Origin of the sequence: Nocardioides sp. T2.26MG-1 (assembly GCF_950101795.1) — a bacterium.
Lineage (GTDB): Bacteria > Actinomycetota > Actinomycetes > Propionibacteriales > Nocardioidaceae > Nocardioides.
In genome coordinates this window covers 134,606-148,743 of the sequence record NZ_CATNLZ010000012.1, presented here as the reverse complement: position 1 = coordinate 148,743, position 14,138 = coordinate 134,606, and the positions used below count along the sequence as shown (strand labels likewise).

The window sequence follows — 14,138 nt, the reverse complement described above, 5'->3', positions numbered from 1 at the left end:
CGATCGAGGACACGTCCCAGCCCGGACTCGATGGCAAGCTCAGTGATGCGCTGGTCAGAAGTCGCCGCTACTTCACCCGGGGGACCGTCTCCGACGACCTGCGCACGCTGACCAAGAAGGGCGGCCGGGGGGCCGACGACTTCTACCGGGACCGGTGGAGCCACGACAAGGTCGTGCGCTCCACGCACGGGGTCAACTGCACCGGCTCCTGCTCGTGGAAGGTCTACGTCAAGGACGGGATCATCACCTGGGAGACCCAGCAGACCGACTACCCGTCGGTGGGCCCGGACAAGCCGGAGTACGAGCCCCGCGGCTGCCCCCGCGGCGCGGCGTTCTCCTGGTACACCTACTCGCCGACGCGGATCCGCTACCCCTACATCCGCGGCGTGCTGCTGCAGATGTACCGCGAGGCCAAGGCGCAGCACGGTGACCCGGTCGCCGCGTGGGCGCACGTGGTCGACAACCCGCAGCGTGCCAAGGCCTACAAGGCCGCCCGCGGCAAGGGCGGCCTGGTCCGCGCGAGCTGGGAGGAGGCGACCGAGATGATCGCCGCCGCCTACGTGCACACGATCAAGAAGTGGGGGCCCGACCGGGTCGCCGGGTTCTCGCCGATCCCCGCGATGTCGATGGTCTCCCACGCGTCGGGCGCCCGGTTCACGTCGCTGATCGGCGGCTCGATGCTGAGCTTCTACGACTGGTACGCCGACCTGCCGGTCGCCTCGCCCCAGGTGTTCGGCGACCAGACCGACGTGCCCGAGTCCGGCGACTGGTGGGACGCCGGCTACCTGATCATGTGGGGCTCGAACGTGCCGGTCACCCGCACGCCCGACGCGCACTGGATGACCGAGGCCCGCTACCGCGGCCAGAAGGTCGTCGCGGTCTCGCCCGACTACGCCGACAACGTGAAGTTCGCCGACGAGTGGCTGGCGATCTCGCCGGGCACCGACGGTGCGCTGGCGATGGCGATGGGGCACGTCGTGCTCAAGGAGTTCTTCGTCGACCGGCAGACGCCGTACTTCACCGAGTACACCAAGAAGTTCACCGACCTGCCCTACCTCGTGGCGCTCGAGCCCGGCGGCGAGCCGGGCACCTACCGCGCCGGCAAGTTCCTCACCGCCGCCGACCTCCCTCCCCAGGATGGGGCTCAGCGCGCGGCGGAGGAGAACGCGCACTTCAAGACCGTGCTGGTCGACTCCGTCACGGGCGACCTCGTGGTGCCCAACGGCTCGTTGGGCCACCGGTTCGGCGACGCCGGCATGGGCCAGTGGAACCTCGACCTCGGCGAGGTCGACCCGCGCCTGACCCTGCACGAGCCCGGCGCGGAGAGCGTACTCGTGGAGCTGCCGCGCTTCGACAACGTCGACGGCTCGCCGGGCAGCCTGCCCCGCGGGGTCCCGGTGCGCCGGGTCGGCGAGACCCTCGTGACGACCGTCTTCGACCTGATGCTCGCGCACTACGGCGTGGCCCGCGACGGCCTCGCCGGCGACTATGCCACGTCGTACGACGACGCGACCGCGCCGTACACGCCGGCCTGGCAGGAGCCGATCACCGGCATCCCGGCCTCGGCGGCGGCCCGGATCGCCCGGGAGTTCGCGCAGAACGCCGAGGAGTCCAAGGGCCGCTCGATGATCCTGATGGGAGCGGGCACCAACCACTGGTTCCACTCCGACACGATCTACCGCGGCTTCCTCGGCCTGACCACGCTCACCGGCTGCCAGGGCGTCAACGGCGGCGGCTGGGCGCACTACGTCGGCCAGGAGAAGTGCCGGCCGGTGACCGGGTGGGCCCAGCTGGCCTTCGGGCTGGACTGGAAGCGTCCGCCGCGGCAGATGATCCACACGGCGTACTGGTACCTCCACACCAACCAGTTCCGCTACGACACGTTCTCGGCCGACACCGTCTCGGCCGCGACCGGCTCCGGCTTGCTCGACGGGATGAGCACGGCCGACGTGATCGCGAAGAGCGCGCGGATGGGCTGGATGCCGTCGTACCCGACGTTCAACCGCAACCCGCTCGACCTCGCCGACGAGGCGGCCGCGGCCGGTCGGCCGGTCGCCGAGCACGTGGTCGACCAGCTCAAGTCCGGTGACCTGCGGTTCGCCGCCGAGGACCCCGACTCGCCGGAGAACTTCCCGCGGGTCCTGTCGATCTGGCGGGCCAACCTGATCGGCTCGTCGGGCAAGGGCAACGAGTACTTTCTCAAGCACCTGCTCGGCACCGACAACTCGCTGCGCGCCACCGAGGCGGGGGAGAGCCAGCGGCCCCAGGAGGTCGACTGGCACGACGAGGCGCCGGAGGGCAAGCTCGACCTGCTGCTGACTCTGGACTTCCGGCAGACCAGCACGACGATCTTCTCCGACGTCGTGCTGCCCGCCGCCACCTGGTACGAGAAGCACGACCTCAACACCACCGACATGCACCCGTTCGTGCACTCGTTCAACCCCGCGATCGCCCCGCCGTGGCAGACCCGCACCGACTGGGACGCGTTCCAGACGATCGCGACCAAGTTCAGCGAGCTTGCCGCGGGCCACCTCGACACCCGCAAGGACGTCGTCGCGGTCCCGCTGCTGCACGACACCCCCGACGCGATGGCCAACCCCCACGGCGTGGTCCGCGACTGGAAGCACGGGGAGTGCGAGCCGGTGCCGGGCGTCACGATGCCCAAGATCGTCGAGGTCGAGCGCGACTACACCGCGGTGGGCGCGCAGATGCAGGCGCTGGGTCCGCTGCTCGACAAGCTCGGCACCACCACCAAGGGCGTGACGTACGACGTCACCGCGTCGATCGACTACCTGCGGGCCAAGAACGGTGCGGTGCGCGGCGGCCCCGGCGACGGCCGGCCGTCCCTGAAGCGCGACGTGCACGCGTGCGAGGCGATCCTCGCGCTCTCGGGCACCACCAACGGGCACCTGGCCACCCAGGGCTTCAAGACGCTGGAGAAGCGCACCGGCACGCTGCTGCACGACCTCGCCGCCGAGCACGAGGGCAAGCAGATCACCTTCGCCGACACCCAGGCGGCGCCGGTCCCGGTGATCACCTCCCCGGAGTGGTCCGGGTCGGAGTCGGGCGGTCGGCGCTACTCGCCGTTCACGATCAACGTCGAGCGGCTCAAGCCCTGGCACACGCTCACCGGGCGGCAGCACTTCTACCTCGACCACGACTGGATGACCGAGCTCGGGGAGGGCCTGCCGATCTACCGGCCACCGCTGAGCATGGGCAAGATGTTCGCCGAGCCCGAGATCGGGTCGATGGGCGAGCTGGGGGTGACGGTCCGCTACCTCACGCCCCACAACAAGTGGTCGATCCACTCGGAGTACCAGGACAACCTGTTCATGCTCTCGCTCTCACGGGGCGGGCAGACGATCTGGATGTCGGACAAGGACGCCGCCAAGGTCGGCGTCGAGGACAACGACTGGATCGAGGCGGTCAACCGCAACGGCGTCGTCGTGGCGCGGGCGATCGTGTCGCACCGGATGCCGGAGGGCACGGTCTACATGCACCACGCGCAGGACCGGCTCATCGACGTGCCCCTGGCCGAGACGTCCGGCAAGCGCGGCGGCATCCACAACTCGCTGACCCGGATCCTGGTCAAGCCCAGCCACGTGATCGGCGGCTACGCCCAGCTGTCCTTCGCGTTCAACTATCTCGGGCCCACTGGCAACCAACGCGACGAGGTCACGATCATCCGCAAGCGCAGCCAGGAGGTGCAGTACTGATGCGCGTCATGGCTCAGATGGCGATGGTGATGAACCTCGACAAGTGCATCGGGTGCCACACCTGCTCGGTCACCTGCAAGCAGGCGTGGACCAACCGCACCGGCACGGAGTACGTCTGGTTCAACAACGTCGAGACCCGGCCCGGCCAGGGCTACCCGCGGCGCTACGAGGACCAGGAGGAGTGGAAGGGCGGCTGGGAGCTCAACAGCCGCGGCCGGCTCAAGCTCAAGGCCGGCGGACGGCTGAAGAAGCTCGCGACGATCTTCTCCAACCCCAAGCTGCCCTCGATCAACGACTACTACGAGCCGTGGACCTACGACTACGCCACGCTCACCGACGCGCCCGCGCAGCAGCACACCCCGGTGGCCCGGCCCAAGTCGCTGCTCACCGGCAAGAACATGAAGATCGAGTGGTCCTCCAACTGGGACGACGACCTCGGCGGCTCCAAGGCCACCGAGAAGTACGACCCGATGCTCAAGAAGATCGCCGACAAGGTGAAGTTCGAGTTCGAGCAGACCTTCATGTTCTACCTGCCGCGGATCTGCGAGCACTGCCTGAACCCGTCCTGCGCGGCGTCGTGCCCGAGCGGCGCGATCTACAAGCGCGCCGAGGACGGCATCGTGCTCGTCGACCAGGACCGGTGCCGGGGCTGGCGGATGTGCGTCTCGGGCTGCCCCTACAAGAAGGTCTACTTCAACCACCGCACCGGCAAGGCCGAGAAGTGCACGTTCTGCTTCCCGCGCATCGAGGTCGGGCTGCCGACCGTCTGCGCGGAGACCTGCGTGGGCCGGCTGCGCTACATCGGGCTGGTCCTCTACGACGCCGACCGGGTGCTCGAAGCCGCGTCGGTGCCCGACGACCATGACCTCTACGAGGCGCAGCGCTCGATCCTGCTCGACCCCGACGACCCCGAGGTCGTGCGCGCCGCGGAGGCTGCGGGCATCCCGCGGGACTGGATCGACGCCGCGCAGCGCTCGCCGATCCACGCGCTGATCAACAAGTACAAGGTCGCGCTGCCGCTGCACCCGGAGTACCGCACGATGCCGATGGTCTGGTACATCCCACCGCTCTCGCCCGTCATCGACGTGGTCCGCGACACCGGTGAGGACGCCGAGGACACCGGCAACCTGTTCGCGGCGATCGACGCGCTGCGGATCCCGGTCGAGTACCTCGCCGAGCTGTTCACGGCCGGCGACGTCGCACCCGTCGACCGGGTCCTCAAGCAGCTGGCCGCGATGCGCTCCTACATGCGCGACATCAACATGGGTCGTGACCCCAACCCGGAGATCCCCGCCGCGGTCGGCATGACCGAGGAGGCGATGTACGACATGTACCGCCTCCTGGCGATCGCGAAGTACGACGAGCGCTACGTGATCCCGCCGGCGCACGCCGAGCAGGCGCACTCGCTCGAGGAGCTGGGCACCGAGTGCGCGGTGTCCGAGTACGGCGGCGGCCAGCAGGACCTGTTCGGTGAGGGCTCGGGGGTGCCGACCCCGATCGCGGTCGAGAACTTCCAGATGCTGCGCGACCGGCAGACCTCCGACACGCTCGCCTCGCCGAACGACAAGTCCTCGCGGGTCAACCTGCTCAACTGGGACGGCAAGGGCGCGCCCCCGGGCCTGTTCCCGCCACGCTCCGAGGGGGAGGGCCAGGACGATGGCGCGTAGGTCCCTGGTCCGCGGACGGGACACCCGCCGCGGGCACGAGCTCACCCCCGACCAGCTCACGGTCGCCTGGCAGTCCGCGTCGCTGCTGCTGGGCTACCCCGACCAGGCGCTGCTCGACCGGCTCGACCTGGTCCGGCGGGCCTCGCACGAGCTGCCCGGCATGGTCGGTGAGCCGCTGCGGGCGACGGTCGCCCGGCTCGCGGACACCCCGTTGGGCGAGCTCGAGGAGGAGTACGTCGACACGTTCGACAGCCGTCGGCGGCACAACCTGTTCCTCACCTACTTCGCCCACGGCGACACCCGCAAGCGCGGGGTGGCCCTGCTGCGGTTCAAGCAGACCTACCTGGCCTCCGGGGTCGAGCTCACCGACGACGAGCTGCCCGACCACCTCTGCGTGGTGCTCGAGTTCGCCGCCACCGTCGACCACGAGAGCGGCCGGCAGCTGATCCTGGACCACCGCGCCGGGCTCGAGCTGCTGCGTCTGTCGCTGGCCGAGGCCGGCTCCCGGTGGGCCGGAGCGGTCGAGGCGGTCACCGCCACGCTGCCGCCGCTGCGCGGGGACGAGGTCGAGGCCGTGCGCAAGCTGGCCGCCGAGGGACCGCCGGAGGAGGAGGTCGGGCTCACGCCGTACGCCACGCCGGGCTTCGACCCCGGACCTGCCCAGCCCGCCCAGCCGGACGCGCCCGTCGCGCTGCCGATGCCGTCGTTCCCCGGAGGACGCTGACCATGGACACCTTCCTGTGGGTGATCGTGCCCTACCTGTGCCTCGCGACGTTCGTGATCGGGCACTTCTGGCGCTACCGCTACGACAAGTTCGGCTGGACCACCCGGTCCTCCCAGCTCTACGAGGACCGGCTGCTGCGGCTGGGCTCGCCGCTGTTCCACTTCGGCATGCTCGGCGTGGTCGGCGGCCACATCATCGGCCTGCTGGTGCCGCAGTCGTGGACCGACGCGGTCGGGATCAGCCACGAGGCCTACCACGTCGTGGCGGTCACGGGCGGTCTGCTCGCCGGCGTGATGGCGGTGGTCGGGATGGTGATCCTCATCTATCGGCGCCGCACCGTGGGCCCGGTGTTCTCGGCCACGACCGTGATGGACAAGGTGATGTACGCCTTCCTCGCGGCCGTGATCGTGCTCGGCATGTGGAACACGATCGCCGGCTCGATCATGACCATCGGCGGTGAGTACAACTACCGCGAGGGCGTCTCGGTCTGGTACCGCTCCTTCCTGGCGTTCAACCCGGACGCGTCCTTGATGGCGGACGCGCCGCTCGGGTTCCAGCTGCACGCGATGGTCGCCTTCGGGATCTTCGCGCTGTGGCCGTTCACCCGGCTCGTGCACGTCTTCAGCGCCCCGCTCGGCTACCTCACGCGCCCCTACATCGTCTACCGCAGCCGCGAGGACCAGCTCGGCAGCCACAGCCCGCGGCGGGGCTGGGAGCGCACGCGTGTGTGAGCACTGCGGGTGCCGCGGGGTGGAGCCGATCGCGCGGCTGATGGACGAGCACCTCGCGCTGCTCGACCTCGGCGGCGAGATCAAGCGCCATCTGGCCGACGGCGACCGGCGCGGCGCCTGGGACCTCCTGGCGCGCTTCGCCCACGAGCTCGACCATCACGTGGATCGGGAGGAGCGTGGCCTCTTCCAGGCCCTGAAGGACCAGGGGGACTTCGCCGAGGCGGTCACCGAGCTCGAGGGTGAGCACGCCGACTTCGACGAGCTGATCTCCGAGCTCGGTCTCGACGACGGTGACCTCGAGGCACGCGTCGACGAGCTGATGGCCCACCTCACGCTGCACATCGACAAGGAGAACCTCGGCATCTTCCCGGTCGCGGTCGTCACTCTCGGTGCGGACGGATGGGAGACCGTGGCTGCCGCGGAGGGTGCTCAGGTCACGACCTGAGGCGTCCCGCCGCTGCTCGATCTCGGCCTGCCGACGTCGTCGATGCGCTCGGGGCCACGAGAGGTCGCCTGACGCCGAGGTCTTGGGAACGCGTCGGATGTGCGGGCTCAGGACCTGAGCATCTGCCGCATCTGGTCGATCTCGGCCTGCTGTGCCTCGACGATGCGCTCCGCCAGCGCGACGGCGTTGGGGTTCTCGCCCTCCTCGATCTCGGTGTTCGCCATCTCGATCGCGCCCTCGTGGTGGGCGATCATCATCCGCAGGAACATCCGGTCCCAGGACCCGCCGCGCGCGCGGCCCAGGGCGCGGAGCTGACGGTCGGTCATCATGCCCGGCATCCCGTCCATGCCTGGCATGCCGTCCATCCCGTGGCCCATGTGGTCCGACGACCCGTCCGGGACGTCCGCACCCCAGTCCTCGAGCCAGCCCGTCATGGTCTCGATCTCCGGGCCCTGCGCCGACTCGATGCCGGCGGCGAGGCGCTGGACGCCGGCGCTGCTCGTGTGGGTCGCGGCCATCCGGGACATCAGCACGGCCTGCTTGTGGTGGGGGATCATCTGCTGGGCGAACGCGACGTCGGCGTCGTTGAACGTCGGCGACGGCGTACCGCTCTCGGTGGCGTCGGAGCCGGTCTCGTCGCCGCAGGCGGTCAGCGTCAGGGCGGCGGCGACGGCCAGGGCGAGGGCCGCGAGGATCCTTCTCGTCATCGGCGATCTCCGTTGTCGGGGTGGTCGTCGGGCGTGTCGGGAGCCTCCCAGGATGCCCGCCGGCCGGCCCCGACCCCAGGGAGATCGCGTGAAGGTTTGTTGAAGATGACCCGCGGGACGGCCGTTGCGTCCGGTCGGAGCGCGCCCGGGCTGCGACGATGAGGCCCATGGCAGCTGGGTGGCGGGCGATGGTCGTCGAGGACGAGGTCGAGCTGGCGGCGCTCCTGGCCAGCTACCTCGAGCGCGACGGGTTCGAGGTGACCACCTGCCACGACGGCACGAGCGCCGTGGCCGTGGCCGGTGAGGTCGACCCCGACGTCGTGGTGCTCGACCTCGGGCTGCCCGGCCTCGACGGCGTGGAGGTCTGCCGTCGGCTGCGCACGTTCTCCGACGCGTACGTCGTGATGCTGACCGCTCGCAGCGACGAGGTGGACACGCTGATCGGGCTCTCGGTCGGCGCCGACGACTACGTCACGAAGCCGTTCAGCCCCCGCGAGCTGATGGCCAGGGTGCAGGCGATGCTGCGCCGGCCGCGCCCGGTCGGCGGGTCCGACCGGGCGGGAGGCGAGGACCGGCGGCGGTTCGGGCCCCTGGTGGTCGACCCGGTCGGTCGCGACGTGTGGCTCGACGACGAGCCGGTGGCGCTGACCCGTACCGAGTTCGACGTCCTCGCCGCGCTCGCCGAGCGCCCCCAGCAGGCCTTCAGCCGCCGCCAGCTCATCGAGCGGGTGTGGGGCCCGTCCTGGGTCGGGGACGAGCACCTGGTCGACGTCCACGTCGGGCACCTGCGGCGCAAGCTCGGGGACGACGCGGCCGAGGGTCGCTTCATCCGGACCGTCCGCGGTGTCGGCTACCGGATGGGCGCGGGCGGGTGACCCCCCGGCGTACCGGCCTGGCCGGGAGGCTGATGCTGGCGCAGGGCCTGGTGCTGGTCGCGATGGCGCTGACCACCTGGCTGGTGTCCTCGGCGGTCGCGCCCAGCATCTTCCACGACCACCTGCGGCGGGCCGGCATGGCCCACACCGGCTCGGAGTCCGAGCACGTCGAGGAGGCCTTCTGGTCCGCGCTGCTGGTCGGGCTGACGGTCTCGTTGCTGATCGCGGTCGCGGCCGCACTCGCCGTCTCGGCCTACTTCAGCCGGCGGGTCCAGCGCTCGGTCGGCGCCGTCACGACCGTGGCCGGCCAGATCGGCGCCGGCCGGCACTCGGCGCGGGTCTCCGACCCCGGGCTGGGGGAGGAGTTCACGACGCTCGCGGAGACGATCAACTCCCTCGCCGCCCGGCTCGAGCGCAGCGAGACCGCACGCCGGCGGATGCTGTCCGACCTCGCGCACGAGATGCGCACCCCGCTGGCCACGATCGACGCGCACCTCGAGGCCGTCGAGGACGGCGTGCGCGACCTCGACGGCTCCACGCTCGAGGTGATCGGCACCAGCACCGCTCGCCTGCGCCGCCTGGCCGAGGACATCGGTGCGGTGTCCAGTGCCGAGGAGGGGCGGCTGACGGTCGACCGCGCGGTGGTGCCGGCGGCGGACGTCGCCCGGGCGGCGTGGGCCGCGGCCGCGGACCGCTACGAGGCCCAGGGCGTCGGGCTGGCGGTCGACGTCGAGGGTGAGCCCGCCGCGGTCCGGATCGACGCGGACCGGATCGGCCAGGTCCTGGGCAACCTCCTCGACAACGCGCTGCGGCACACGCCCGCCGGCGGGCTGGTCACGCTCAGCTGCCGCGCGCACGGCTCGGGCGTGGAGTACGCCGTCACCGACACCGGCTCCGGGATCGCGCCCGAGCACCTGGACCACCTCTTCGACCGCTTCTACCGCGCCGACACGGCCCGCGACCGGCTGCACGGTGGCAGCGGCATCGGCCTGAGCATCGCGAAGGCCCTGGTCGAGGCGCACGGAGGCTCCATCGGCGCCGCGAGCGCGGGCGGCGGCCCCGGGTCGACGTTCTGGGTCCGGATCCCGGGGGACGGGGCGTGAGCGGCGTGCCGTGGGGTGGTGCCGGCTGTTGGTGCTGGGGAAGATCGTCCCGAGGATCAGGGGCCTTAGGCCCACAGGGAGCGCGCCGTGCCCGCCTTATCGTTCGAAGGGGCCGGTGCCCGTCACCGCGGCTCCCGACCGCTCGGCACGCGGCCACGGCCTCGGCCGGCGGATGGTTCGACATCGAGCACGACGGCAAAGGCGGCAGGGCGGCATGAGCAAGCAGGCACGAGTCAGGACGCAGGAGCTTCGCAAGGCCCAGCAGGAGGCGGCCGTCAAGCAGGCCCGGCGGCGTCGCATCGTCACGGCGGTCGGGGTGCTGGTCATCCTCGGCCTGCTCGTCGCGATCGTGCTTGCGGTGGTGGCGGCGACGCGGGGTGACGACGACCCGCCGGCGGCGAGCGGCAAGGTCGTGGTCCCGGCCAACGGCAACGCGAGCGGAGCGGTCCCGGTCGGCGAGCCCGGTGCGCCCGTCACGGTCGAGATCTACTACGACTACATGTGCCCGGCCTGCGGCGCCTTCGAGGCGGCGAACGGCGGCGAGCTCGACCGCCTGCTCGAGGACGGCACGGTGCGGGTCGAGCTGCGCCCGATCTCGTTCCTCGACCAGCAGTCCAGCGGCACCGAGTACTCCACCCGCGCCGCGAACGCGTTCGCGACGGTCTCGGACGGCGCCCCCGACAGCGTGTGGGACTTCCACGCCGCGCTGTACGCCCACCAGCCCGCCGAGGGCAGCAAGGGTCTCAGCGACGGCGAGATCGCGACGATCGCCGAGGACGCCGGCGTACCGGCCGACGTGATCGACCGCTTCACCGACCGCACCTACGACGGGTGGGTCGCGTCGGTGACCGAGAAGGCCTTCGCCTCCGGTATCGACGGCACGCCCACCATCAAGATCGACGGCGCGGTGTTCACCGGCGACGTCTACACCAAGGGGCCGCTCACCCAGGCGATCGAGTCCGCCGCGGGCGACCAGTGACCGACTGGGACGACCTGGCCGACCCCGACCACCAGGTCACGGCCGACGACCCGGATCCGTGGCTGCACCGCGTCCGCAGCAGCGACGTCGCCGTCTGGGTGACGATGCTGATCTCGTCGGTGCTCAGCCTCGTCGCGTCGTTCGTGCTCTCCATCGACGCGCTGCGGCTCGCGGAGAACCCGAACGCCGACCTCGGCTGCAACATCAACGCGGTCATCAGCTGCGGGACCGTGGCCAACTCCTGGCAGTCCTCGCTGCTCGGGTTCCCCAACGCGTTCCTCGGGCTGGTCACCGAGCCGGTCGTGATCACGATCGCCGTGGCCAGCCTCGCCAGGGTGGTGTTCCCCCGTTGGTTCATGGTGGCCGCCCAGGTCGTCTACACCGTCGGCCTGGTGTTCGCCTACTGGCTCTTCTACGAGGCGATGTTCGACATCGGGGCGCTCTGCCCCTGGTGCCTGCTGGTCACGCTCGCGACCACGCTGGTGTTCTTCGAGATGACCTACGTGAACATCCGCGACGACAACCTGCGCCTGCCCCGACGGATCCAGGGCGCCCTGACGTCGTTCATCCGGTCGGGCCTGGACCTCATCGTCCTGGTCGTCTGGCTGCTGGTGCTGCTGCTCGCCGTCGTGCTGAAGTACGGTGACGCCCTCTTCGCCTGACCGGCTCCGCCAACGGATCGAGCCCCTGTCCGCGTCGCCGCGGATCAGGGGCTCGACTGCCCTCGCGGGCCATGGGGTGAGTGACGGGACTTGAACCCGCGGCCACCTGGACCACAACCAGGTGCTCTACCAGCTGAGCTACACCCACCATGCGTTCCCGACTGCTCGGGACCGACCGAAAGTGTAGGGGAACTACGGTCGATCCGCAGAATCGGTCCCGGCGCCTGCGCCGGCATCAGCCGCGGGCGCCGTCCCGGTGTCGGCGGCGAGCCCGGTCAGCGCGCCGCCGTGCTTGAGCGCGATCGCCCGCGCCGTGTCGCTGTCCGGACCGGGGGAGGGCACGAACACCGCGTCGCGGTAGTAGCGCAGCTCCTCGATGCTCTCCTGGATGTCGGCGAGCGCCCGGTGGTTGCCGCGCTTGGCCGGGGCCTGGAAGTAGGCGCGCGGGAACCACCGGCGCGAGAGCTCCTTGATCGAGGACACGTCCACGATCCGGTAGTGCAGGAACGTCTCCAGCGTCGGCATGTCGCGAGCCAGGAACGCACGGTCGGTCGCGACGGTGTTGCCGGCCAGCGGCGGCCGGCTCCCGTCGGGGCAGAACTTCCTGATGTAGGCCAGCACCTGCTCCTCGGCCTCGTCGAGCGGGAGGCCCGAGTCGAGCTCGACCAGCAGCCCGGACTTCTCGTGCATGTCGCGGACGAACTCGTTCATCTGGTCGAGCGCCTCGGCCGGCGGCTTGACGACGAGGTCGATGCCGTCGCCGAGCACGTTGAGGTCGAAGTCGGTGACCAGCGCCGCGACCTCGATCAGGGCATCGGCCCGCAGATCCAGGCCCGTCATCTCACAGTCGATCCAGACGAGTCGTTCGTTCACCCCGCCACCTTAGTCCCGCCCCGGACCGTGGCGGCCGCCCAGTACACGCCCAGTACATGCCCAGGGCACGCTCAGCAGGCTCGGCACCCGCTCAGCAACCCTTCAGCGTCGGGGCCTAGGGTCGGGGCCGTGAAGGAGTGGTTGGGTCTGCTCGCGCGCCTGGTGACCGGCGCCGTGTGGATCGTGGCCGGAGCCGTGAAGCTGCCCGACCCGGCGCAGAGCGTCGACGCCGTCCGGGCCTACCAGCTGCTCCCGGGCTCGCTGGTGCAGCCCGTCGGCCAGCTGCTGCCCGTCATCGAGATCGTGGTCGGTGCGACGCTCGTGCTCGGCCTGCTCGCCCGCGGGTCCGCGATCGTCTCCGCGCTGCTGTTCGCGGCGTTCATCGTCGGCATCGCGTCGGCGTGGGCGCGCGGCATCAGCATCGACTGCGGGTGCTTCGGGGGCGGCGGCTACGACCCCGACGCGACGTCGCAGTACCCCTGGGAGATCGCCCGCGACGCCGCCCTGCTGCTCGCCTCCCTGTTCATCGCCTGGCTGCCGTCCACCCGGGTGGCGCTGGACGGGCTGCTGTTCGGTCGTGCCCCCGAGCTCGAAGGATCCTGATGTCGAAGAAGAACCGCCCCGTCGGCCGCACCGAGCGGGCGGCCGCCGCCGTCCGTGAGCTGCAGCAGCAGGAGCGCCGCCGGCGCAACCTGATGGTGGGCGGCGTGGTCGTCGCCCTGCTCGTCATCGTCCTCGGCGGCTACTTCCTCGCCCGTGGACTGGACACCTCCGACGACGTGGCTGCTCCCGACGCCGGTAGCGGGGACTACGGCCTGACGATCGGGCCCGCGGACGCGCCGCACGAGGTCGTGATCTACGAGGACTTCCTCTGCCCCTACTGCGGAGAGCTCGAGAAGGCCTCGCGGACGGACCTCGCCCAGCTCGCCGCGGACGGCAAGGTGCAGGTCGAGTACCGGCCCTACAACCTGCTGTCCAGCATCGGCGACTACTCCGCCCGGTCCGCGGCCGTGTTCGCGGTCGTGCTCGACACCTCGGGTCCGGACGCCGCCAAGAAGCTCCACGACCTGCTCTACGAGCACCAGCCCAGCGAGTCCGGCCCGTTCCCCTCCGACGACGACCTGATCAAGCTCGCCGTGGAGGCCGGCGCCGACGAGGCCGCCGTACGCAAGGGCATCGAGGACGGCGACGGCGCCGACTGGGTCACCGCGGCCACCACGGCCGCGCAGGACGCCGGCGTGCGCGGCACCCCCACGGTGCTGCTCGACGGCAAGGTCTTCCAGGACGGCCGGACCATGGACGAGATGGCGTCCAAACTGATCGACAAGCTGCAGTGACCGGACCCGGTCGCGCGCCGACGGCGGCGGCTGGGAGGATCGGGTCGTGCAAGTGGAGCGCGTGCAGCACTGGGTGATGTCGGCCCTGCTGCTGACCGTCGCGACGATCTTCGCGGGCGGCATGAGCATCCTGGCGGGGGTCGCCGACGGCGCGGGCGCCAAGCCGGGCCTGCTGGTGATCGCGGCGGTCGTCGGTCTTGCGGCGATGACCGGCGTGCGGCTGATCAACGGCCGGTCGCCGGTGACGCCCTGGCTGGCGCTCGGGCTGCTGCCGGCCGCCGTCGGTTTCTGGTTCCACTACGTCCGCTGACAGACTCCG

14 protein-coding genes and 1 tRNA gene are annotated in these 14,138 nt (G+C 70.9%); 12 read left to right on the top strand and 3 right to left on the bottom strand.

Going from position 1 to position 14,138, the window contains the following annotated elements; genetic code table 11:
- Positions 1-2 precede the first annotated feature (2 nt).
- From QQZ14_RS10430 to QQZ14_RS10410, 5 genes are read left to right on the top strand one after another with little or no spacing between them, the layout of a single operon-like run.
- Positions 3-3,716 carry a nitrate reductase subunit alpha gene (locus tag QQZ14_RS10430; protein WP_284534552.1) on the top strand — a complete coding sequence of 1,238 codons (3,714 nt, stop codon included), beginning with the start codon at positions 3-5 and terminating at the stop codon, positions 3,714-3,716.
- A complete protein-coding gene (narH, locus tag QQZ14_RS10425; RefSeq protein ID WP_284534205.1) occupies positions 3,716-5,383 on the top strand; it encodes a nitrate reductase subunit beta in 1,668 nt (555 codons plus the stop codon). The genes QQZ14_RS10430 and narH overlap by 1 nt, the downstream gene beginning before the upstream one ends.
- A complete protein-coding gene (gene narJ / locus QQZ14_RS10420; protein WP_284534204.1) occupies positions 5,373-6,107 on the top strand; it encodes a nitrate reductase molybdenum cofactor assembly chaperone in 735 nt (244 codons plus the stop codon). Before narH ends, narJ begins: the two co-directional genes overlap by 11 nt.
- Before the next feature lie 2 nt (positions 6,108-6,109).
- Positions 6,110-6,838: a respiratory nitrate reductase subunit gamma gene (gene narI / locus QQZ14_RS10415; RefSeq protein ID WP_284534203.1), complete on the top strand. Its 729-nt coding sequence runs from the start codon at positions 6,110-6,112 to the stop codon at positions 6,836-6,838.
- On the top strand, positions 6,831-7,283 hold the full coding sequence (locus QQZ14_RS10410) for a hemerythrin domain-containing protein (protein ID WP_284534202.1): 453 nt from the start codon (positions 6,831-6,833) through the stop codon (positions 7,281-7,283). The genes narI and QQZ14_RS10410 overlap by 8 nt, the downstream gene beginning before the upstream one ends.
- Before the next feature lie 107 nt (positions 7,284-7,390).
- On the opposite strand, the gene QQZ14_RS10405 is transcribed toward QQZ14_RS10410, so the two are convergent.
- A complete protein-coding gene (locus QQZ14_RS10405; protein WP_284534201.1) occupies positions 7,391-7,990 on the bottom strand; it encodes a DUF305 domain-containing protein in 600 nt (199 codons plus the stop codon).
- A gap of 167 nt (positions 7,991-8,157) precedes the next feature.
- On the opposite strand from QQZ14_RS10405, the gene QQZ14_RS10400 reads away from it, so the two are divergent.
- From QQZ14_RS10400 to QQZ14_RS10385, 4 genes are all read left to right on the top strand, one after another.
- Positions 8,158-8,865 carry a response regulator gene (locus QQZ14_RS10400; RefSeq protein WP_446740486.1) on the top strand — a complete coding sequence of 236 codons (708 nt, stop codon included), beginning with the start codon at positions 8,158-8,160 and terminating at the stop codon, positions 8,863-8,865.
- Complete coding sequence (locus QQZ14_RS10395; RefSeq protein WP_284534199.1) at positions 8,862-9,968, top strand: sensor histidine kinase; 1,107 nt, start codon at positions 8,862-8,864, stop codon at positions 9,966-9,968. The genes QQZ14_RS10400 and QQZ14_RS10395 overlap by 4 nt, the downstream gene beginning before the upstream one ends.
- Before the next feature lie 214 nt (positions 9,969-10,182).
- A complete protein-coding gene (locus QQZ14_RS10390; protein WP_284534198.1) occupies positions 10,183-10,947 on the top strand; it encodes a DsbA family protein in 765 nt (254 codons plus the stop codon).
- Positions 10,944-11,609: a vitamin K epoxide reductase family protein gene (locus QQZ14_RS10385; RefSeq protein ID WP_284534197.1), complete on the top strand. Its 666-nt coding sequence runs from the start codon at positions 10,944-10,946 to the stop codon at positions 11,607-11,609. Before QQZ14_RS10390 ends, QQZ14_RS10385 begins: the two co-directional genes overlap by 4 nt.
- Positions 11,610-11,681: 72 nt before the next feature.
- Here the strand turns inward: QQZ14_RS10385 and QQZ14_RS10380 are convergent.
- Positions 11,682-11,757: transfer RNA gene (locus QQZ14_RS10380), tRNA-His, on the bottom strand.
- A gap of 44 nt (positions 11,758-11,801) precedes the next feature.
- A complete protein-coding gene (orn, locus tag QQZ14_RS10375) occupies positions 11,802-12,482 on the bottom strand; it encodes an oligoribonuclease (RefSeq protein WP_284534196.1) in 681 nt (226 codons plus the stop codon).
- A 129-nt stretch (positions 12,483-12,611) separates the two neighbouring features.
- On the opposite strand from orn, the gene QQZ14_RS10370 reads away from it, so the two are divergent.
- Genes QQZ14_RS10370 through QQZ14_RS10360 form a run of 3 tightly spaced genes read left to right on the top strand, consistent with a single transcriptional unit; the run spans position 12,612 to position 14,129 of the window.
- The gene (locus tag QQZ14_RS10370) at positions 12,612-13,085 is read left to right on the top strand and encodes a MauE/DoxX family redox-associated membrane protein (protein ID WP_284534195.1); all 474 of its coding nucleotides are present in this window, start codon (positions 12,612-12,614) and stop codon (positions 13,083-13,085) included.
- On the top strand, positions 13,085-13,819 hold the full coding sequence (locus QQZ14_RS10365) for a DsbA family protein (protein WP_284534194.1): 735 nt from the start codon (positions 13,085-13,087) through the stop codon (positions 13,817-13,819). The genes QQZ14_RS10370 and QQZ14_RS10365 overlap by 1 nt, the downstream gene beginning before the upstream one ends.
- Before the next feature lie 46 nt (positions 13,820-13,865).
- Complete coding sequence (locus QQZ14_RS10360; RefSeq protein ID WP_284534193.1) at positions 13,866-14,129, top strand: hypothetical protein; 264 nt, start codon at positions 13,866-13,868, stop codon at positions 14,127-14,129.
- The last annotated feature ends 9 nt before the right edge of the window (positions 14,130-14,138 follow it).

What these genes read in the sequence shown, in the direction of transcription:
- narH (WP_284534205.1), top strand. Translation starts at nt 3,716, where the DNA reads ATGCGCGTCATGGCTCAGATGGCGATGGTGATGAACCTCGACAAGTGC.
- narJ (WP_284534204.1), top strand. Translation starts at nt 5,373, where the DNA reads ATGGCGCGTAGGTCCCTGGTCCGCGGACGGGACACCCGCCGCGGGCAC.
- narI (WP_284534203.1), top strand. Translation starts at nt 6,110, where the DNA reads ATGGACACCTTCCTGTGGGTGATCGTGCCCTACCTGTGCCTCGCGACG.
- QQZ14_RS10405 (WP_284534201.1), bottom strand. Translation starts at nt 7,990, where the DNA reads ATGACGAGAAGGATCCTCGCGGCCCTCGCCCTGGCCGTCGCCGCCGCC.
- QQZ14_RS10400 (WP_446740486.1), top strand. Translation starts at nt 8,158, where the DNA reads ATGGCAGCTGGGTGGCGGGCGATGGTCGTCGAGGACGAGGTCGAGCTG.
- QQZ14_RS10390 (WP_284534198.1), top strand. Translation starts at nt 10,183, where the DNA reads ATGAGCAAGCAGGCACGAGTCAGGACGCAGGAGCTTCGCAAGGCCCAG.
- QQZ14_RS10365 (WP_284534194.1), top strand. Translation starts at nt 13,085, where the DNA reads ATGTCGAAGAAGAACCGCCCCGTCGGCCGCACCGAGCGGGCGGCCGCC.